Source organism: Streptomyces sp. NPDC029151, assembly GCF_055564315.1.
Map to the genome: position 1 here is coordinate 129976 of NZ_JBVHWQ010000006.1, position 19611 is coordinate 149586.

The 19611-nt window shown below is 69.8% G+C and carries 18 protein-coding genes, 1 tRNA gene and 1 pseudogene; 13 read left to right on the forward strand and 7 right to left on the reverse strand.

All coding sequences use genetic code 11. The annotated features are described in order from the left end of the window. Positions 1–172: 172 nt before the first annotated feature. Positions 173–688: a YwqJ-related putative deaminase gene (locus ACZ4VF_RS22870; RefSeq protein WP_467928144.1), complete on the forward strand. Its 516-nt coding sequence runs from the start codon at positions 173–175 to the stop codon at positions 686–688. Positions 689–731: 43 nt separating this feature from the next. Further along, positions 732–1265, forward strand: a complete 534-nt coding sequence (locus ACZ4VF_RS22875; protein WP_467928145.1) for an SUKH-3 domain-containing protein — start codon at positions 732–734, stop codon at positions 1263–1265. A gap of 26 nt (positions 1266–1291) precedes the next feature. Here ACZ4VF_RS22875 and ACZ4VF_RS22880 read toward each other — a convergent pair whose 3' ends face one another. After that, positions 1292–2605, reverse strand: a complete 1314-nt coding sequence (locus ACZ4VF_RS22880) for a sensor histidine kinase (protein WP_467928146.1) — start codon at positions 2603–2605, stop codon at positions 1292–1294. Positions 2606–2771: 166 nt separating this feature from the next. Between ACZ4VF_RS22880 and ACZ4VF_RS22885 the strand changes: the two genes are divergently transcribed. The 7 genes from ACZ4VF_RS22885 (at position 2772) to ACZ4VF_RS22915 (ending at position 8474) form a co-directional block, all read left to right on the forward strand. Beyond that, entirely contained in the window at positions 2772–3644 is an 873-nt protein-coding gene (locus ACZ4VF_RS22885) for a helix-turn-helix domain-containing protein (protein ID WP_467928147.1), read from the forward strand. Positions 3645–3650: 6 nt separating this feature from the next. Next, positions 3651–3724, forward strand: a tRNA-Gln gene (locus tag ACZ4VF_RS22890). 131 nt (positions 3725–3855) lie between these two features. Further along, on the forward strand, positions 3856–5304 hold the full coding sequence (glmU, locus tag ACZ4VF_RS22895; RefSeq protein WP_467928149.1) for a bifunctional UDP-N-acetylglucosamine diphosphorylase/glucosamine-1-phosphate N-acetyltransferase GlmU: 1449 nt from the start codon (positions 3856–3858) through the stop codon (positions 5302–5304). Positions 5305–5457: 153 nt separating this feature from the next. Beyond that, the gene (locus ACZ4VF_RS22900; RefSeq protein ID WP_467928150.1) at positions 5458–6438 is read left to right on the forward strand and encodes a ribose-phosphate diphosphokinase; all 981 of its coding nucleotides are present in this window, start codon (positions 5458–5460) and stop codon (positions 6436–6438) included. A 206-nt stretch (positions 6439–6644) separates the two neighbouring features. After that, positions 6645–7238: a 50S ribosomal protein L25/general stress protein Ctc gene (locus tag ACZ4VF_RS22905; RefSeq protein ID WP_467928151.1), complete on the forward strand. Its 594-nt coding sequence runs from the start codon at positions 6645–6647 to the stop codon at positions 7236–7238. A gap of 75 nt (positions 7239–7313) precedes the next feature. Next, positions 7314–7916, forward strand: a complete 603-nt coding sequence (gene pth / locus ACZ4VF_RS22910) for an aminoacyl-tRNA hydrolase (RefSeq protein ID WP_467928153.1) — start codon at positions 7314–7316, stop codon at positions 7914–7916. A gap of 51 nt (positions 7917–7967) precedes the next feature. Further along, positions 7968–8474, forward strand: coding sequence for a hypothetical protein (locus ACZ4VF_RS22915; RefSeq protein ID WP_467928154.1), 507 nt, complete (start codon positions 7968–7970; stop codon positions 8472–8474). Positions 8475–8566: 92 nt separating this feature from the next. Here the strand turns inward: ACZ4VF_RS22915 and ppc are convergent, their stop codons facing one another. Next, on the reverse strand, positions 8567–11299 hold the full coding sequence (gene ppc, locus ACZ4VF_RS22920; protein ID WP_467928155.1) for a phosphoenolpyruvate carboxylase: 2733 nt from the start codon (positions 11297–11299) through the stop codon (positions 8567–8569). Positions 11300–11603: 304 nt separating this feature from the next. Here ppc and ACZ4VF_RS22925 point away from each other — a divergent pair, with 304 nt between their 5' ends. Then, positions 11604–12611: an acyl-CoA desaturase gene (locus tag ACZ4VF_RS22925; RefSeq protein WP_467928157.1), complete on the forward strand. Its 1008-nt coding sequence runs from the start codon at positions 11604–11606 to the stop codon at positions 12609–12611. Next, the gene (locus ACZ4VF_RS22930) at positions 12608–13285 is read left to right on the forward strand and encodes a TetR/AcrR family transcriptional regulator (RefSeq protein ID WP_181793533.1); all 678 of its coding nucleotides are present in this window, start codon (positions 12608–12610) and stop codon (positions 13283–13285) included. The genes ACZ4VF_RS22925 and ACZ4VF_RS22930 overlap by 4 nt, the downstream gene beginning before the upstream one ends. 6 nt (positions 13286–13291) lie before the next feature. Here ACZ4VF_RS22930 and ACZ4VF_RS22935 read toward each other — a convergent pair whose 3' ends face one another. Both ACZ4VF_RS22935 and ACZ4VF_RS22940 read right to left on the reverse strand, forming a co-directional pair. Then, a complete protein-coding gene (locus tag ACZ4VF_RS22935) occupies positions 13292–13651 on the reverse strand; it encodes a VOC family protein (protein ID WP_467928626.1) in 360 nt (119 codons plus the stop codon). Positions 13652–13656: 5 nt separating this feature from the next. After that, the gene (locus ACZ4VF_RS22940; RefSeq protein ID WP_467928159.1) at positions 13657–14466 is read right to left on the reverse strand and encodes a trans-aconitate 2-methyltransferase; all 810 of its coding nucleotides are present in this window, start codon (positions 14464–14466) and stop codon (positions 13657–13659) included. Positions 14467–14555: 89 nt separating this feature from the next. Between ACZ4VF_RS22940 and tamR the strand changes: the two genes are divergently transcribed. Further along, on the forward strand, positions 14556–15053 hold the full coding sequence (gene tamR / locus ACZ4VF_RS22945) for a MarR family transcriptional regulator TamR (RefSeq protein WP_189294766.1): 498 nt from the start codon (positions 14556–14558) through the stop codon (positions 15051–15053). A gap of 119 nt (positions 15054–15172) precedes the next feature. On the opposite strand, the gene ACZ4VF_RS22950 is transcribed toward tamR, so the two are convergent. Continuing rightward, positions 15173–15946, reverse strand: coding sequence for a LuxR C-terminal-related transcriptional regulator (locus tag ACZ4VF_RS22950; protein ID WP_467928160.1), 774 nt, complete (start codon positions 15944–15946; stop codon positions 15173–15175). 308 nt (positions 15947–16254) lie between these two features. On the opposite strand from ACZ4VF_RS22950, the pseudogene ACZ4VF_RS22955 reads away from it, so the two are divergent. Next, positions 16255–16701: pseudogene (locus ACZ4VF_RS22955) on the forward strand (GNAT family N-acetyltransferase); the annotation flags it as partial. Positions 16702–16769: 68 nt separating this feature from the next. On the opposite strand, the gene ACZ4VF_RS22960 reads toward ACZ4VF_RS22955, so the two are convergent. After that, on the reverse strand, positions 16770–17447 hold the full coding sequence (locus ACZ4VF_RS22960) for a hypothetical protein (protein WP_467928161.1): 678 nt from the start codon (positions 17445–17447) through the stop codon (positions 16770–16772). After that, on the reverse strand, positions 17440–19611 hold the full coding sequence (locus ACZ4VF_RS22965; protein ID WP_467928163.1) for a hypothetical protein: 2172 nt from the start codon (positions 19609–19611) through the stop codon (positions 17440–17442). Before ACZ4VF_RS22965 ends, ACZ4VF_RS22960 begins: the two co-directional genes overlap by 8 nt.

Sequence of the window (19611 nt, forward strand, 5' to 3'; positions counted from 1 at the left end):
CCGGCCCACCACAACCCCACCCACCCCACACCACCACCCCCGTGACCAGCCGTCACCCCACCGTCACAGCACGCCCTGAACGGGCGTGTCGCACCGCCCCAGCTACCACACCAGCCACGGCATTTGGCACCCTGTGTCCTTCAGGGGGACGCCCGGGGAGGGAACAACGATCATGAACGCCTTGCAGACCGGAGGTACCGACGTGCGGGCCGGCGACCCTCGCATCAACTGGAGCGGCACCGACACACCCCCCGCCCCCACACTCCGCCACCGCCGCGACGGCATCCTGCCCGCCATCGCCGCCGCCCTCTCCGTCCGCGGCGCCACCCTCACCGGCACCGCCGCCCGCAGCGACCAGCCCCCCGCCCTGCACCCCCTCGTCCAGGACTTCCTCGACACCCTCACCAGCGCCCAACGCGACCGCTTCACCGGCCGCTGCGCCGAAACCATCCTCATCTCCCGCCACATCACCACCGCCGACGCCGCCCGCAGCAAACGCGCCGCCCGCAGACCCATGACCAACGGCGAAGCCCGCAAAGCCCTCAAACACGCCAAACTCACCGCCCGCCGCATACGCGAGGACGGCGACCCCCTCCACGGCAGCTTCGCCACCCCCTGCCGCGCCTGCACCGCCCTCAGCGCCCACTTCGGCGTCCGCATCGTCGACCCCACCGCACCCGACGCCTGAACCACCCCCGTACCACCCCGCCGACACGACGATCGAAGGGCAGATGCACCCCGACCACACCCCCGCCCCCCAGCTCCCCGCCCCCGCCGACCAGGGAACCCCCACACCCCGCTTCCCCGTACCCGTCGACGCCGCCCTACGCGCCGCCGGCTGGCAACCCGGACGCTGGGACATAAAACAGGCGGAGATCTGGGCCGACACCCTCCGCGACCACACCTCACCCGCCGGACACCGGCACACCGTCTTCCCCGCCGCCGTCGAGGCCTGGGCCGAATTCGGCGGCCTCACCCTCACCCCCATCGGACCCGGCCGCCAGATCGCCCCCGCCCCCCTCCACCTCGACCCCCTCCACGGCCTCCACCTCGCCCGCACCCTCGGCGACCTCGGCCGCGCCCTCGGCACCGAACTCTGCCCCCTCGGCGAGGAGACCCACACCGCCGCCCTCCTCGCCATCGACACCGAAGGCCGCGTCTACACCATCGACCACACCGGCGACTGGTACCTCGGCCCCGACATCGACCGCGCACTCACCACCCTGATCACCGGCATCCCCCCCGTACGCCTCACCGCGGGCTGACCCCCCACCACCAGGCACCTACACCGCTACACCGCCGGAATCACCGCCGACACCCGGAAACCCCCCGCATCCGTCGGCCCCGACACGAACACACCACCCAGCGCCACCACCCGCTCACGCATCCCCACCAGGCCGTTCCCACCCGACGGCAACCCCGCCGCCGACGCCGACGCAGGCTCCGGCGGCGGCTCGTTCTCCACCTGCATCGCGATCTCCGACACCCGATGCGCCAACCGCACATGCGTCTTCGCCCCCGCCGCATGCTTGTGCACGTTCGTCAACGCCTCCTGCACCACCCGGTACGCCGTCTGCTCCACCTCCGCCGCATACGACCGCACCTCCCCCTCCACCGACAGATCCACCACCATCCCCGCGGCAGCCGACTGCCCGATCAACTCCTCCAGCTCCGACAGACAGGGACCCTCCGCCGCCCCCTCCGCCTCCGCCACCCGCGAAGCCGCCGCGACAGCCGCCTCCCCCACCACCGCCAACGACGCCGAAGCCGCCCGCCGGCCCGCGCCCTCCCCCGCCCGCAACACCCCGAGCATCTCCCGCAACTCCGTCAGCGCCTGCCGCCCCATGTCCCCCACCAGGGCCGCGTTCCGCACCGCCTTCTCCGGATCCTTCCGCGCCACCGCCTGCAACGCGGCGGCATGCACCACCATCAGACTCACCCGATGCGCCACCACGTCGTGCATCTCCCGGGCGATCCGCGTCCGCTCCTCGCTACGCGCCCACTCCGCCCGCTCCTCCGCCCGCTCCGCGAGCAGCTGAAGCTCCCGCTCCAGACTGTCCGCCCGCTCCCGCAGGCTCTCCATCAACCGCCGCCGCGCCCCCACGTACAACCCCAGCAGCACCGGCGGAGCCGTCAGCCCCAACGCCGTCGTCACCGCCGCGAACGGCACGAACCAGTCACCCAGCGTCAGATCCCCGCGCGCCATGTCCTGGCGCACCCGCACGAACGTCACCACCGCCGTCCCCAGCAGCGACATCCCCGACAACGACCCGATCACCCGCCGCGGCAGCTCACACGCGGCCAGCGTGTACAGACCGACCACGCCCATCAGGAAACCCATCTCGGCCGGCGTGACCGCGATCGCCACCAGCACCACGGCGACCGGCCACTTCCGCCGCACCAACAGCACCGAACCGGCGACCAGCCCGAACACGATCCCGACCGACACCGGGATCCCCGCCTCCCGGGCGAACGGAACCCCCTCCGCCGCACACTCCACGGCCGACACCAGCGCCAGAGCCCCGTCCAACACCGCACTACGCCGCCTAGGCCACCACCAAGGGCCGGTCAGCGCCCTGGCGTGGTCTTCCCCCGTCGTGGTCATGCCTCCAGCCTACGGGCGTCAGGTACGGCTTTTCCGGTGACTTTCGCCCACCCCCACCGACCACACCCGGTAACCGAACGCCCTCGAAACCACCCGGTATCCCTCGAACTGATGAACCTCCCCCGACCGCCCACGGAAGCCAACATTCCACCCGGACGGTATGCATATGGCACATTCACCCGGCAAGTACGCCGACTTCGAGGGCCTCAGGGAGCAGGCGATCGCCCTCCGCAGAGCGGGCCACAGCCTCCGGCAGATCCGCGACGAGCTGAAGATCTTCAACAACGACATCCTCAACCAGCTGGTGAAGGGGGAGCCACCGCCGGAGTGGACGAAGCGCCCCAACGCGAAGGACGACCTCCGGGAGCGGGCGCGGGAGCTGCGGCTGCGGGGCTGGACCTACAAGGAGATCCAGGAGGAACTCGGCTGCTCCAAGAGTTCGGTCTCACTGTGGGTGCGAGATCTGCCGCACCCCCCGGCCAAGTGCACCCCGGAGGAACAGCGGGCACGCATGAACGCAGGACTGGCAAGACTGCGGGCGTCACAAGACCGCGAGCGAGCAGAGGCCAAGCGGGCGGCCGCAGCGGCGATCGGCGACCTTTCCGACCGGGAACTCTTCATCACGGGCGTCGCCCTGTATTGGGCCGAGGGAACCAAGGACAAACCACACGCCCGGCGCGAAAGCGTGGAGTTCGTCAACAGTGACCCGGGAGTGATCTCCGTCTTCCTTGCCTGGCTCGACCTGTTGAACGTCGCGCGCGATCGCCTGCACTGCCGGGTCATGATCCACGAATCCGCCGACATCGACGCCGCCGAGCGCTACTGGGCCGACCTCGTCGGCATCGACAGGACCCTCCTGGGCAAGACCATTCTCAAGAGGCACAACCCCTCGACCGTGCGCAAGAACACGGGAAGCGCCTATCGGGGATGCCTTGGCATCAAAGTGCGCCAAGGAGCGGATCTGTACCGTCGCATCGAAGGCACCTGGTACGGCATAGTAGGGGCTGTGTCCGAGACCGATCTAGGAAATCGGACATAAGGGTAATCCCGGGTCGTCTAAGGGCAAGACGGTGGTTTTTGGTACCACTTATAGGGGTTCGAATCCTCTCCCGGGAGCCACAGCACACAAAACCCAGGTTCGGGTCCTGACCGGTAACACCACCGTCAGGACCCGCTCTCATGTCCGCCACAAAACACCCCGGTATCCTGCGGCTGTCACCCCCACCCATCCAGAGCCGAAGGGCAACCCCGTGAGCGCCATCCGCCCGGCCGCCGTCGTCGTTCTCGCAGCGGGTGAGGGCACCCGTATGAAGTCGGCCACACCCAAGGTCCTGCACGAGATCTGCGGCCGTTCCCTCGTCGGCCATGTGCTGGCCGCCGCCCGAGAGCTGGACCCGCAGAACCTGGTCGTCGTGGTCGGCCACGCCCGTGAGCAGGTCACCGCGCACCTGAACCAGATCGACCCGGAGACCAGGACGGCCGTCCAGGCGGAGCAGAACGGCACCGGGCACGCCGTGCGCATGGGTCTGGAGGAGCTGGGCGGGGCCGTGGAGGGGACCGTGGTGGTGGTGTGCGGGGACACCCCGCTGCTGACCGCCGACACGCTGAAGCGGCTCGCGGAGACGCACGCTGCCGACGGCAACGCGGTGACGGTGCTGACCGCGGAGGTTCCGGACGCGACCGGTTACGGCCGGATCGTGCGGGACGAGGCGACGGGTGCCGTCACGGCGATCGTGGAGCACAAGGACGCGACGGAGGTCCAGCGGGAGATCCGTGAGATCAATTCCGGGGTGTTCGCGTTCGACGGCGCGCTGCTGGCCGACGCGTTGAAGAAGGTGCGGACGGACAACAGCCAGGGTGAGGAGTACCTCACGGACGTGCTGGGGATTCTGCGGGGGGCCGGGCACCGGGTGGGGGCCTGTGTGGCGGGTGATCACCGTGAGATCGCGGGGATCAACAACCGGGTGCAGTTGGCCGAGGCGCGGCGGATCCTGAACGACCGGTTGCTGGAGCGGGCGATGCTCGACGGGGTGACCGTGGTGGATCCGGCGACGACGTGGGTCGATGTGACGGTGACGTTCGAGCGGGACGCCGTCGTGTATCCGGGGACGCAGCTGACGGGGTCGACGCATCTGGGTGAGGGTGCGGAGGTCGGGCCGAACAGCCGGCTGAAGGACACGTCGGTGGGTGCGGGTGCCCGGGTGGACAACACGGTGTCGGACGGGGCGGTGGTGGGTCCGCTGGCGTCCGTGGGGCCGTACGCGTATCTGCGGCCGGGGACGCGGCTGGGGGCCAAGGGCAAGATCGGGACGTACGTCGAGACGAAGAACGCGTCGATCGGTGAGGGTACGAAGGTGCCGCATCTGTCGTACGTGGGGGACGCGACGATCGGTGATTTCTCGAACATCGGTGCGGCGAGTGTGTTCGTGAACTATGACGGGGAGCACAAGCACCACACGACCGTCGGGTCGCACTGCAAGACGGGTTCGGACAACATGTTTGTGGCTCCTGTCACGGTCGGGGACGGTGCGTACACCGCTGCCGGGTCCGTGATCACGAAGGATGTGCCGCCCGGTTCGCTGGCCGTGGCCCGTGGTCAGCAGCGGAATATCGAGGGTTGGGTGGCGCGGAAGCGTCCGGGGAGCGCGGCGGCGAAGGCGGCCGAGGCGGCGTCCCGGCGGGGTGAGGGCGAGGACTGACGGGGAACGGGTGCGCCAAACACGGCGTACCGTGATAAGTGCACATCCGCACGTGTGCACCCGCACCTTTACCAGCTGATACGGCCTCTCATGCCCAGTCGGGAGGTCGCCGAGCAGCCGGCTGGCTGAGACAACCTCTGAGGAGACAGTGCTGTGACCGGGATCAAGACGACCGGCGAGAAGAAGATGATGTTCTTCTCCGGCCGCGCCCACCCCGAGCTTGCCGAGGAGGTCGCCCAGCAGCTGGGTGTCGGGGTCGTCCCGACGAAGGCCTTCGACTTCGCGAATGGTGAGATCTACGTCCGTTACCAGGAGTCGGCGCGTGGTGCGGACTGCTTCCTGATCCAGAGCCACACGGCTCCGATCAACAAGTGGATCATGGAGCAGCTGATCATGATCGACGCGCTGAAGCGTGCGTCGGCTCGTTCCATCACGGTGATCGTGCCGTTCTACGGTTACGCGCGGCAGGACAAGAAGCACCGGGGTCGTGAACCGATCTCGGCGCGTCTGATCGCGGATCTGATGAAGACGGCGGGTGCGGACCGCATCCTGACGGTGGATCTGCACACGGATCAGATCCAGGGTTTCTTCGACGGTCCGGTGGATCACCTGTTCGCGTTGCCGCTGCTGGCGGACTACGTGGGCAAGAAGGTGGACCGGGAGAAGCTGACGGTGGTGTCGCCGGACGCGGGCCGGGTGCGGGTGGCGGACCGGTGGTGTGACCGTCTGGGTGCGCCGCTGGCGATCGTGCACAAGCGGCGTGACAAGGACGTGGCGAACCAGGTGACGGTCCACGAGGTGGTGGGCGAGGTCAAGGGCCGGGTCTGTGTGCTGGTGGACGACATGATCGACACGGGTGGCACGATCTGTGCGGCGGCGGACGCGTTGTTCGCGCACGGTGCGGAGGACGTCATCGTGACGGCGACGCACGGTGTGCTGTCGGGTCCGGCTGCCGATCGGCTGAAGAACTCGCGGGTGAGTGAGTTCGTGTTCACGAACACGCTGCCGACGCCGTCGGAGCTGGGCCGGGATCTGGACAAGATCACGGTGTTGTCGATCGCTCCGACGATCGCGAGTGCGGTGCGTGAGGTGTTCGAGGATGGTTCGGTGACGAGTCTCTTCGACGAGCAGTGAGGTTTCTGCGCGTCCGTTGAGCCCCTGCCGGGCGATCTGATGTGATCGTTTTGGGTACGGCCTCCCCCTCCGAGTAGACTGCTGCAGTTGCTCGGCGAGGGAGGCCGTACTCGTGTACGGCGGTCCGTTATCGACGCGCTCTTCGTAGCAGGCCGTTCGTGGCCGGGTGACCACGTCCGTTCCGAGTTCTACGAGGAGTGATCCATATGTCCGAGGTGAAGCTCAGCGCCGAGACGCGCAGCGAGTTCGGCAAGGGTGCCGCGCGCCGTATCCGCCGTGACAACAAGGTGCCGGTCGTGCTGTACGGCCACGGCACCGACCCGGTGCACCTGACCCTGCCGGGTCACGAGCTGCTGCTGGCGCTGCGTACGCCGAACGTCCTGATCTCGCTGGACATCGACGGCAAGACCAACGAGCTGGCGATCCCGAAGGCCGTGCAGCGCGACCCGCTGAAGGGCTTCCTGGAGCACGTCGACCTGCTGCTGGTCAAGCGCGGCGAGAAGGTCACGGTCGAGATCCCGGTGCACACCGAGGGCGAGCTGGCCCCGGGCGGCAACCTGCTGGAGCACGTCCTGACCGCGCTGCCGGTGGAGACCGAGGCCACGCACATCCCCGAGGCCGTCACCGTGTCCGTCGAGGGCCTGGAGGCCGGTGCCTCCGTCCTCGCCAAGGACATCACCCTCCCGTCCGGCACCACGCTGGCCGTCGAGGATGACGCGGTCGTCCTGCAGGTCCTGGCCGCCCAGGCCGAGGAGACCGAGGGCGAGGCCACCGAGGGCGAAGAGGCCGCCGAGGCCTGATCCTCGCCGTCGTCATCAGCTGATCAGCCGCCGTTTCCCTCGCGGGGAGCGGCGGCTGGCGCGTATCAAGGAGACATGGACGTGACCACTGCCGCCAGTGATCCCTGGCTGATCGTCGGGCTCGGCAACCCGGGACCGGAGTACGCCATGAACCGGCACAACGTCGGTTTCATGGTGGCGGACCTGCTCGCGGACCGGATCGGGGGGAAGTTCAAGCGGGCGGGCAAGGCGCAGGCGCAGGTGCTGGAGGGGCGGATCGGTCCGGCGGGGCCGGGGAGCCGTCGGGTGGTCCTGGCGAAGCCGATGTCGTACATGAATCTGTCCGGTGGTCCGGTGAACGCGTTGCGGGACTTCTACAAGGTTCCGTTGGCGAACGTCGTGGCGGTCCATGACGAGCTGGACATCGATTACGGGACGCTGCGGCTGAAGCTGGGCGGTGGGGACAACGGGCACAACGGTCTGAAGTCGATGACGAAGGCGATGGGGCCGGAGTACCACCGGGTGCGGTGCGGGATCGGGCGGCCGCCGGGGCGGATGCAGGTGGCGGACTTCGTGCTGAAGGACTTCTCGTCGGCGGAGCGCAAGGAGCTGGACTGGTTCGTGGACCGTGCGGCGGACGCGGTGGAGTCCCTGGTGACGGAGGGGCTGGAGCGGGCGCAGAGCGCGTACAACTCCTGACTTGTCCGGGCTTGGCGCCCGCGGAGTTGACCGGTCGCAGGGGTATGGCCAATGATCCCGGCCATGCCTGCCACAGCCAGTACCGCTCGTCAGGCGTCCGTGTCCGCGTTGCGGTTCGGGCGGGTCGCGGTGATGGGCGCGCTCGCCGCGCTGATCGTGTTCGCCGGGGTGTGGGGGTCCTGGGGGACCGCCCAGCACGTGATGCTGACCAAGGGACGTGAACGGGGCACGGTGCGGGTGACGGGGTGCGCGCAGGGTGTGTGCGGCGGTCCGTTCACGCCGGGGTCGGCGGGGGCGCGGCCGCGGGCGCGGGTGGAGATCGCGCAGTCCGTGGCGGTGCGGGTGGGGGCGACGTACGACGTGGTGCTGAAGCCGGATTCGGGGAGTGCGGTGCGGTCGGGTCCGGCGGGGGTGCTGTACGCGTGGGTTCCGCTCGGCGGGGCGCTGTTGCTGGCGGCGGTGGTGGTCGCGGGCGGGATGCGGCTGGTCCGGCCGGCGTGGGTGCTGGGGTTGGCGGGGGCGGGGCTGCTGACGGCGGCGTTCGTGGCGTTGCAGTGATGCGGCGGTGATGCGGGGGCCGGTGGTCCGGGAGACGGGGGCGCCCCCGGGGTCGTACGACCTCGGGGGCGCCTTTTTGGTGTTTCCGCAGGTCAGCCGGTGTTGCGCAGGCCTGCTGCCACGCCGTTGACGGTGAGGAGCAGGGCGCGGGAGAGCAGCGGGTCGGGGTTCACGCCGGCCGCGGCGGCGTCGCGCTGCCGCTTGAGCAGGGCGACCTGGAGGTAGGAGATCGGGTCCAGGTAGGCGTCGCGGATGGCGAAGGTCTGCTTCAGGACGGGCTGGGCGTCCAGGAGTTCGCTCTCGCCGGTGACCCGGAGGACCTCGGCGACGGTCAGCTCGTGTTCGGCCTTGATGGTGTCGAAGACGTGCCTGAGCTCGTCGGGGACGAGGGTGTCGACGTAGTGCTGGGCGATGCGCAGGTCGGTCTTGGCGAGGGTCATCTCGACGTTGGAGATGAAGTTGCGGAAGAAGTGCCACTGCTGGTGCATCTCGTCGAGGACGGTGTCGAGGCCGGCTTCGCGCAGGGCCTTGAGGCCGGAGCCGACGCCGAACCAGCCGGGGACGATCTGCCGGGACTGGGTCCAGCCGAACACCCACGGGATGGCCCGCAGGCCGTCGAGCGACACGCCGGAGCCGGGGCGGCGGGAGGGCCGGGAGCCCAGGTGCAGGTCGGCGAGCTGGTCCACGGGTGTCGACGCGAGGAAGTACGTCGGCAGGTCGGGGTCCTCGACCAGGCGGCGGTAGGCGGCGTGGGCGGCGTCGGAGACGACGTCCATGGCCGCGTCCCAGCGGGCGAGGGCCTCGTCGGACTGGCGGGGCGCGGTGTGCAGGGCGGAGGCCTGGAGGGTGGCGGCGACGGTCAGTTCCAGGTTCTCCCGGGCGAGGGAGGGGATGAGGTACTTGTCGGAGATGACCTCGCCCTGCTCGGTGACCTTGATCTCGCCTTCGAGGGTGCCCCAGGGCTGGGCGAGGATGGCGTCGTGGGAGGGGCCGCCGCCGCGGCCGACGGTGCCGCCGCGGCCGTGGAAGAGGCGCAGGCGGACGCCGTAGCGGTGGGCGACGTCGCGCAGCCGGCGCTGGGCGCGGTGGATCTCCCACTGGCTGGTGGTGATGCCGCCGAACTTGGAGGAGTCGGAGTAGCCGAGCATGACCTCCTGGACGTCGCCGCGCAGCGCGACCAGGCGCCGGTAGGACGGGTCGGAGAGCATGTCCTCCAGGATGGTGTCGGCGGCCTTCAGCTCGTCGGTGGTCTCCAGGAGGGGGACGATGCCGATCTTGGCCCAGCCGGCGTGCAGGTCGACGAGGCCGGCCTCGCGGGCGAGGACGGCGGCGGCGAAGACGTCGTCGGCGCCCTGGCACATCGAGATGATGTAGGACTCGATGACTTCGGGGCCGAAGACCTCCAGGGCCTTCTTGACGGTCTGGAAGACGCCGAGGGTCTTCTGTCCGGCGGCGTCGACGGGTGCCGGGGTGGGGGCGAGGGGGCGCCGGGAGCGGAGTTCCTTGGCGAGGAGCTTGGCCCGGTAGTCGCGGGGCATGTCGGCGTAGCGCCAGGACTCCTCGCCGAGCCGGTCGAAGAGCTGGCCGAGGGCGTGGTGGTGGGCGTCGGCGTGTTCGCGGACGTCCATGGTGGCGAGCTGGAGGCCGAAGGCGGCCAGGGTGCGGATGGTGCGGGCGAGGCGGCCGTCGGCGAAGAGGCCGCCGCGGTGCTCGCGCAGGGAGGTCTGGATGATCCTGAGGTCAGCGAGCAGTTCGCTGGTGCCGAGGTAGTCGCGGCCGTCCTCGTGGGGGGTGCCCTTGGCGAGGCGCTGCTTGGTGTTCTCCAGCTTCTGCCGGATGCAGGTGGCCTTGAGCCGGTAGGGCTCCTCGGCGTTGAGGCGCTTGTAGCGGGGGCTGATCTCGGGGAGCCGGTCCAGGTCGGTCTGGAGGGAGTCGAGGAGTTCCTGGGTGGCGCCGGCGTAGCGGATGGAGTTGGAGAGCAGTCCGCGCAGCTCGTCGATGGTGTCCAGGGCGTCGTTGATGCCGTGCTCGTGCTGGAGGATGAGGACGTCCCAGGTCACCTGGGGGGTGACGTTGGGGTTGCCGTCGCGGTCGCCGCCGATCCAGGTGCCGAAGGTGAGGGGGCGGGTGTCGTCGGGCAGCTTGACGCCGACGCGCTCCAGTTCCGCGGTGAGGTCCTCCAGGACGTCGCCGACGGCGTCGGCGTGCAGTTCGTCCAGGTAGTAGATGGCGTTGCGGGCCTCGTCGGCGGGTTCGGGGCGTACGACGCGCAGCTCGTCGGTCTGCCAGACGAGGTCGATGTTCTCGGCGAGGCGGACGTCGTGGCGGCGGCGGTCGCTGTCGAGGACGGGGGTGTCCAGGAGCGCGGCGATGCGCCGGAGCTTGTTGAGGACGGACCGGCGGGCGGCCTCGGTGGGGTGTGCGGTGAAGACCGGGCGGACGTTGAGGTTGCGGACCGTCTGCTTCAGGTGCTCGGGGTCGGCGTCCTTGAGCCGGTCGGCGGTGCGGGAGAGCAGGCCGCCCTCGGCGGCGCGCCGGGCGCGCAGCTCCCGGCCGCGGTGTACCTGCTCGGTGATGTTGGCGAGGTGGAAGTAGGTGGAGAAGGCGCGGACCAGCTTGGCCGCGGTCTCCAGCTCGGTGCCGCGCAGCAGCTCGGCGGCGGCCTCGCCGTCCTCGCGGGTGAGGCGGCGGACCTTTTCGACCAGTTCGAGGAGCTCGGGGCCTTCCTGCCGGACGAGGGTCTCTCCGAGGAGATCACCCAGCCGGCGGATGTCGGCGCGCAGCTCGCTGCTGGTCGTGGTGGTCTGGTCGTCGGCACTGCTCACAGGTGCGGCTCCTTGCAGTGTTGAAGCTCGTCTGGGAGGGAACCCGGCCGGCTGCCAGGCGGCGGGGCGCCGCATACGGGCCGGTGCGTCCGGGAAGGGAAACTTCAGCGGACCGCGCTGTCCGACCGAGTCCAAGGATAGGTGGCCATGTGGACGCGCAGGGTCTGGGGCTCTTGCCGCCGCACATCTCGCTGCCATACTTACGACGCCGTAGGTTACGGAACCGTAGGGAAGTACCGTCGAGTCCCGCTCGGTCCCGCAGACCCGGCATCTGCCTCGACCATCGACCCCACAGGGGACGCGCATGACCTCAAGTTCCGATGTGATCGAAGAAGCCCGTAAGGCCACCGACACACCCCCTCCCTCCGCCACGCTGGGCGGTGAGCAGAAGCGTTCGATCGAGCAGATCACGTTGCTCCTGTTCATCGTCGTGCCCTTCGTGGCACTCGTGGCGGCCGTGCCGCTGGCCTGGGGCTGGGGGGTGAGCTGGCTCGATCTGGGCCTGCTGGTCTTCTTCTACTTCCTCGGGTGCCACGGCATCACCATCGGTTTTCACCGGTATTTCACCCACGGCTCGTTCAAGGCCAAGCGGCCGCTCAGGATCGCGCTGGCGATCATGGGTTCCATGGCGGTCGAGGGCCCGCTGGTGCGCTGGGTGGCCGACCACCGCAAGCACCACAAGTTCTCCGACGCCGAGGGCGACCCTCACTCCCCCTGGCGGTTCGGGGAGACGCTTCCCGCGCTGATGAAGGGCCTGTGGTGGGCCCACATCGGCTGGATGTTCGACGAGGAGCAGACTCCGCAGGACAAGTACGCGCCGGACCTGATCAAGGACAAGGCGATCCGGGCGATCTCCCGCCAGTTCGTGCTGTGGACGGCCCTGTCCCTGGGTCTGCCGCCGCTGATCGGGGGGCTGGTGACGATGTCCTGGTGGGGCGCGGTCACCGCGTTCTTCTGGGGGTCGCTGGTGAGGGTGGCGCTGCTGCACCACGTGACCTGGTCGATCAACTCGATCTGCCACGCGGTCGGCAAGCGGCCGTTCAAGTCGCGGGACCGTTCGGGCAACGTGTGGTGGCTGGCGGTCCTGTCCTGCGGGGAGTCCTGGCACAACCTGCACCACGCCGACCCGACCTCCGCGCGGCACGGTGTGATGCGCGGCCAGATCGACTCCTCGGCCCGGTTCATCCGTATCTTCGAGGCGTTCGGCTGGGCGTACGACGTGCGCTGGCCGTCACGCTCGCGTATCGATTCGCGCCGCAGCACCGATGAGGGCGGCTCCCGGCGCCGGAAGGAGACCGCGAAGGCGGCATGATTGACGCCGTGGCGACCGACTCCAGCAGCACTTCAGGCAACGACAAGCAGCGGCGGACCCGCCGGACCCGTATGACCGGTGCCGAGCGCCGCCAGCAGCTGCTGGAGATCGGTCGCACCCTCTTCGCGGCGAAGGGCTTCGAGGGCACGTCGGTGGAGGAGATCGCGGCGAAGGCCGGGGTGTCCAAGCCGGTGGTGTACGAGCACTTCGGCGGCAAGGAGGGGCTGTACGCGGTGGTGGTGGACCGTGAGATGCGGCGCCTGCTGGACATGGTGACCGGTTCCCTGACCGCCGGCCACCCCCGCGAGCTGTGCGAGCAGGCGGCGTTCGCGCTGCTGGACTACATCGAGGAGTACACGGACGGCTTCCGCATCCTGGTCCGTGACTCCCCCATCCCCCAGTCCACGGGGTCCTTCGCCTCGCTGATCTCCGACATCGCCACGCAGGTGGAGGACATCCTGGGCCGCGAGTTCAAGTCCCGCGGCTTCGACCCGAAGCTGGCCCCGCTGTACGCCCAGGCCCTGGTCGGCATGGTCGCCCTGACCGGCCAGTGGTGGCTGGACGTGCGCCGCCCCAAGAAGGCGGAGGTGGCGGCCCACCTGGTGAACCTGGCCTGGCACGGCCTGGACGGGCTGGAGCAGAAGCCGCGGCTGATAGGGCACCGGAAGGCGTAGGGCGGGTCAGCGGGGCTGGAGGAACTCCAGGCGGTTGCCGACGGGGTCCTCGCAGAAGAAGCGCCGGTGGCCGGGGAGGCGGTCGTCCCAGGTGACCCGGACCCCGTGGGCGGCCAGCCGGGCCGCGTAGGCCTCGATGCCGGTGACCCGCAGCCCCGGGTGGGCCTTCTTCGCGGGACGGAAGTCCGGCTCCACGCCCACGTGGAGCCGGACGAACCCCGCCTCGAACCAGCAGCCGCCGCGTGCGGCGAGCGCGGGAGGCCTGGGGACCTCGGTCATGCCGAGGACACCGGTGTAGTACGACCGCAGCTCGGGCTCCGAGCCGGGCGGTGCGGCCAGCTGCACGTGGTCGACGGCGACCAGCACCGCTCTCACTCCCCCTTCACCGCGACGGCGAACAGCCGCCGGAAGGGAAGGACGGTCCCGTACGGCGCGCTCGGGTACGCCGTGCGCAGCAGGTCCCGGTACTCGGTGAGGAACGCGTCGCGGGCCTCCGTGTCGTCGGCGAGGGCGGTCAGGGCGGGGCGCAGGCCGGTGCCCTTGACCCAGTCGAGGACCGGGTCCTCGCCGGGCAGGACGTGGAAGTACGTCGTCTGCCACACGTCGGCTGCGCAGCCGAGGCGGGTGAGGCGGTCCAGGTAGGCGCCGGGGGCGGGGACGGAGTCGGTGCGGCGCAGCACGCCGGCGAGGCGGTCGCGCCAGCGGGGGGTGTCGGCGAGGTTCCGCATGAGGGCGTGGAGCGGGGCGTCGATGTTGTCGGGGACCTGGAAGGCGAGGGTGCCGCCGGGGGCGAGGGCGGCGATCCAGTCGGGGAAGCGGTCGGTGTGGCCCGGTACCCACTGGAGGGTGGCGTTGGAGACGATCAGGTCGTAGGTCTCGGCGGGCGTCCAGGTGCGCAGGTCGGCGTGGGCGAAGTCCAGGCGGCCGCCGGGCGTGGGGCCCTCGTGCTCGACGTGGGCCCTGTCGAGCATCTCGGGTGAGTTGTCGTAGCCGGTGATGTGGGCGGTGGGCCAGCGGTCGGCGAGCAGGGCGGTGACGTTGCCGGGGCCGCAGCCGAGGTCGGCGATGCGGGGGCGGTCGCCGGGGAGTGCCGGGATCCGGGCGAGGAGGTCGGTGAAGGGCCGGGCCCGGTGCCCGGCGTGGCGGAGGTACTGGGCGGGGTCCCAGCGGGGCGTCGTCATGGCACCCACTTTCCCCGCCCAATTATCTCGCCGTCAAGAGACTCGACATCAAGAGACTTCACGTCGACACAACCACTACACTGATCTCCATGGAGGACGAGGTCGATCGGCTGGTCGCAGCGTGGCGCCGGGAGCGCCCGGACCTCGACGTGGAGCCGCTGGAAGTACTGAGCCGGGTCAGCCGGCTCGCCCGGCACCTGGACCGCGCCCGCCGGCTCGCCTTCTCCGAGCACCAGCTGGAGCCCTGGGAGTTCGATGTGCTGACCGCGCTGCGGCGCGCGGGAACGCCGTACCAGCTCTCCCCCGGCCAGCTGCTGACACAGACGCTGGTCACCTCCGGCACCATGACCAACCGCATCGACCGGCTGGCGAAGAAGGGCCTGGTGGAGCGGCTGCCCGACCCGAGCGACCGCAGGGGCGTCCTCGTCCGGCTGACCGACGAGGGCCGGGACCGCGCCGACCAGGCACTGGCGGGTCTGCTGGAGCAGGAGCGGGCGATCCTCGGCGAGCTCTCCCGCGCCCAGCGCGCCGAACTGGCCGGCCTGCTACGCCAGCTGACCGCCCCGTTCGACAACATCCCCGGCTGAGGCGCCGCGCCCGCCCGGCCGCGCCCGCAGGACCGGGCACGCGCACCCGCGAGGTCGCCGTCCCGCCGGACGCGCCGCGGGGAGCCCCTCTCCTCCGTCCTTTCGCTCACCCGGTCCGATCAGGCGCTGTTCGTCTCCTCCGGCACGACCCGCCCGGCGGACCCCAGGTCGGCCGGGCCGACACCCGCCCGTCTGGCCAGGGCGACGGCGGCCAGGGTGGAGTGGACGCCCAGTTTGCCGAGGACGTTCTGCATGTGGGTGCGGACGGTGTGCGGGGAGAGGAACAGCCGCTCGGCGACGGCCTTGCGGCCGAGCCCGGCGACCATGCAGCGCAGCACCTCCCGTTCCCTCGGGGTGAGGGACTCCACGAGCCGCTCGCTCTCGGTGCGGTGCCTGCGGGCCGCCGTCAGCTCCTTCAGCACCGCCGTGAGCAGCGCGGGCGGCAGATGGGTCTCGTCGCGCAGCACCCCCCGGATCACCGTCAGCAGCCGCGACAGCGAGCAGTCCTTGGCGACCCAGCCGGAGGCCCCGGCCTGCAGCGCGAGGGCCGCGCGGCGCGGGTCGTCCTTCTCGGCGAGGACGACGATCCGTACGGCGGGCTGGGCGGCGCGGACCCCGGCGACCAGCGAGATGCCGTCGACCAGGCCCTCCTCGTCGCCCTCCTGCACGGGTACGGCCGGACGGGCGCCGGGCAGCCGGCCGCCGAGATCGGCGTCGACCAGCAGCACGTCGTACCGTCTGCCGTCGCCGGCCGCGCGCTCCAGGCAGCGCAGCGCGGCAGGACCACTGCCGGCCGCGGCGACGTCGACGTCGGGCTCGGCGGCCAGCGCGGCGGCGAGCGACTCGGCGAAGATGCGGTGGTCGTCCACGACCAGGACTCGGGTGCGAACCACGTAACCCCCTTCCCCGGGCTCCGCGCGGAGCAGGGGATACCAAGGTCCGGAAGGCTCCGGAATAGGCCGGCCCGGACGAATCCGGAAAGGATCCGGAGGACGACGACCAACACGGGTACGACACCCACGGCCAAGGACGCGCGCCGCACGGCCGCCGCCGTTGCGGAGACTGCCACCCCTCCGCGGGTGCCGTACCCGCCTGTCTCGCCCCCTGATGCGACACCGGCCCCCACCGGTGCTGTTCCACAGAGTACGGATGGCAGCACGCAGCGGAAGCGGATTTACAGAACTGGCCGTCCGGCGCGTTTATGGTGTGCCGCATGTTTCGTATTGAGGCGGAAGTCGACAAAGACCGACGCGATCTGCTCCGCTCGCGGCTGCGGGACACCAACACGGCGGCGTCCCCGGTGCTCGCGGCCCTGCGCGGGACGCCCGGCGAACGCGAGGTCCCCCTCCACGTCTGGGCCCTGGACCCCTCCGGCGGCCTGGCGGGCGGCCTGGTCGGCCACACGTGGACGACCTGGCTGCACATCACCTACCTGTGGGTCGACACCGCCCACCGCGGCACCGGCCTGGGCACCCGTCTGCTCGCCGAGGCCGAGCACCTCGCCACCGACCGCGGCTGCACCGCCTCCCGCCTGGAGACCTGGGACTTCCAGGCCCCGGAGTTCTACCGGAAACAGGGCTACGAGGTGGTGTGCGTGATCCCCGACTACCCGCCGGGGATCACGGAGTACACCCTGACGAAACGACTGCCCCGAGACAACCTCAGCCCAGCCGGCGGGCCCCCGCCGTCCGGGCGCGTGGGGGAAGCCGTCCTCCGTCAGCGGTCGTAGCGCGGCAGCTGCGCGGGGAAGCCCCCCGGTCCCTTGCACTCGGCCAGGTCATAGGCGTGGCGGGTGAGTTGGTAGGCGAAGTCGGTCAGGGCCTGACGCAGGGCCGCGCCTGAGACCCTGCTCTTCCCGGTCACACTGGCCTCCGCCACCAGGGCACGGGGCCCGGAGGCACCGTCCGGCCCTTCCCCGGCGCCCTTCGGCTCACAGGGCACGTACACGGAAGCGACGCCGTGGTCGGTGTCGACCTGCGCCAGCCCTGCCACACGGCCCGCCGAGGTCCGCACGACGGCGGTGCCCGCGGCACCGCTGTAGCCGTCCGCCCAGGCGGCCTTCGACGACTCCCGCAGGTTCACCCCACCCGACAGGATCGAGTGACCGCTGGTCGAGACACGGCAATCGAACATGAACTCGCGACTGCCACCGCCTTGGTGATCCGCCCATTCCTCCGCTGCGCGCGCCCGCGGCAGAGTATGGATGACGAGATCTCGCTGGACGGAAGCTTCGCAGACCTTGTCCGGGAGCAGATACAGCCCTTTCACGAAGAACAGGAAGAGCCCGCCGCACACCAGTACGAGGACCGCGACCGCGATGAAGAACGCTCGTACGGAGTAGACCTGCTTCGCAGGGCGGGCCTTCCCCGTACGGCCGGATCCTGCCTCAGCCATACTTCACCTTCGAGCGGTTCAGGTAGTAGTCGGCATCCTTCCAGCCGTCGTTGACGGCCTGCCCCACGGAGTCGTCGATCTCGTCCTTCGGCAGGTGCACGTGGTTGCGCGCCAAGGCGTCGTCCACCGACCAGATCGTCTGCTGGCTGACCGAGTCCCGCATCGAGAACAGGTCCTTGCTGGAGTAGTACAGCCCCTGGTCCTCGGCACCCTTCATCTGCTGCCCGTCGAGCAGACGGTCGACGGCGGCACCGGCGACGGCACCGGCTCCGCCCCCGATCACGGACCCCATGACGTCGCCGCCGTACTGCGCGGGAACCTTGAGCCCGGTCAGGCCGATCGAGACCCAGGTCTTGGCGAAGTCCCCCTTGGCCTTGAGTTCTTCGTTGAACTCCTTCTCGCCGTCGATGGCCTTGCCGACTTCCGAGTTCGCAGCGGAATGCCCGACGATCCCTTCGATGATCCCGGCGTTCCTGCCGATGTCGTTGAGAACCTGTTTTTGGTCCCCGTCGAACAGATCGGGGTTCGACAGGTGCTCCTGCAAGAGACTTCCGGTGTAGATGCTTTCGCCGTAAATGATCCCTGCGCGCCCGGCGGGATCCGCGGCGGTGGCCGACAGGAAACGCGTGACATCCGTGAGATTGAGGCCTCTCGGGGCCTCGCTGGTCGTCAGGAAGACGGCCTCGCTCTCCGGTCCCTTGAAGGCACAGCTGATTTCCGGCATGTACGCGGCGGCCATGTCCCCGAAACTCTCACCGAGCCCCTGGGACACCAGGTCCCCGCCACCGTCCGGATCGGCCACCGCCTGCATGATGTTCGCCATGATCCTGACCTGGGCCGCGCTGTGCGGTGGGGCTCCGGAGTAGGTGTCGCCGTTGGCGACTCCGGTGACCGCGCTCTCCAGGGCGCGTCCGAGGGACTGTCCCCGGTCGGTGTACTTGGTCGTGGCGAGCATGTGGTCCAGGTCCGGCTTGGACTCGAAGGCGTGCTCGGCAGCTTCGGGGTTGTGGGAGAGACCGTCGAACAGTCCCTCCAGCGGATCCCGGCCGTTGCCGTCGCCGAAGACCAGGTCCAGGCCGTCGTACCCCTTGACCCACCGGTCGTCCGTGTTCGAGCCTCCCGCTCCCCTGTCCGCCTTGAAGAGGTCCTTGCGGTAGTCGTCGAGGAACTCCGTGTCGTACTGGCCGTCGCGCATGAGGCTGCTGATGACCTGGTAACCGAGCGCACCGATCGGGCTGGGTGACTTGGGGTCGCGGAAGTTGGTGGTGGTCTCGGCGAGAAGGTCCTTCTTCCACCCCCGCATCGCGTCCGTGTCCGAGAAGGTCGCCGTGGCCAGGGTCAGGCCGAGGTTGGTCTGCAGGTCCTTCATCGCCTGGAGTTCCGAGCCCTTGGCACCGGCGTGGGAATAGGCCATGTCGGCCCAGAACTGAAGCGTCCCCTTGGCCCCCAGGCGCGTCGCGAACTGCTCCGCGAACAGGGGATCGTCGTGGTACTTCGCCATCTCGCGGTTGAAGGCGGCGATGTCGTCGAGGGACATGTCGTCGGGGTGCTTGGCCGTCTTCGCGAGCTTCTCCGCCGCGGCGACGGCCTTGACCGCCTCGTCCCGGTTCTCGTACGAGGCGTCGGAAAAGCCGTACTTGGCCTGGTCGACAAGGAGCTTGAGCACCTTCGCCGCGCTGTCGTCGCTCTCCGTCGCCTTGCTCAGGATGCCCTGGATCTCGTTGCGGAAGGCGTCGACCACCTTCTGGTCCGTCGCGCCGGTGTTCCCGCTGGGGTCCGACGTCCAGTCCGGGCGGGTGTTGCCCATGACGGAGAACGTGCCGTCATGGTTGTCGATCACAGTCAGGCTCTTGTCGTTGGCCCGCTTGATCGCGTCGTTGAGCTGGGTGCGGAAGCCGACGAGTTCGCCATGCGTGTCACTGAGGATCTTGGTGATGGAGTCGGCCTGTGTGTGCGCGTCGGCGAACTCGGCGGCGGTCTTGGCGATGAACTCCCGGCTGACGGTCGCGTTGACTCCCGCCCATTTGGCCTTGTCGGCTTTCGCCTTGAGGTTGTCCTCGGCGTCCCTCTTGAGGTCGGCGAGCTTCTTCGTCATCTGTTCCCAGTCGGTGACGGCTTCGCCGAGCTTGGAGAAGTTGCCGTGGCGCAGTGCGTCGAGGTCCAT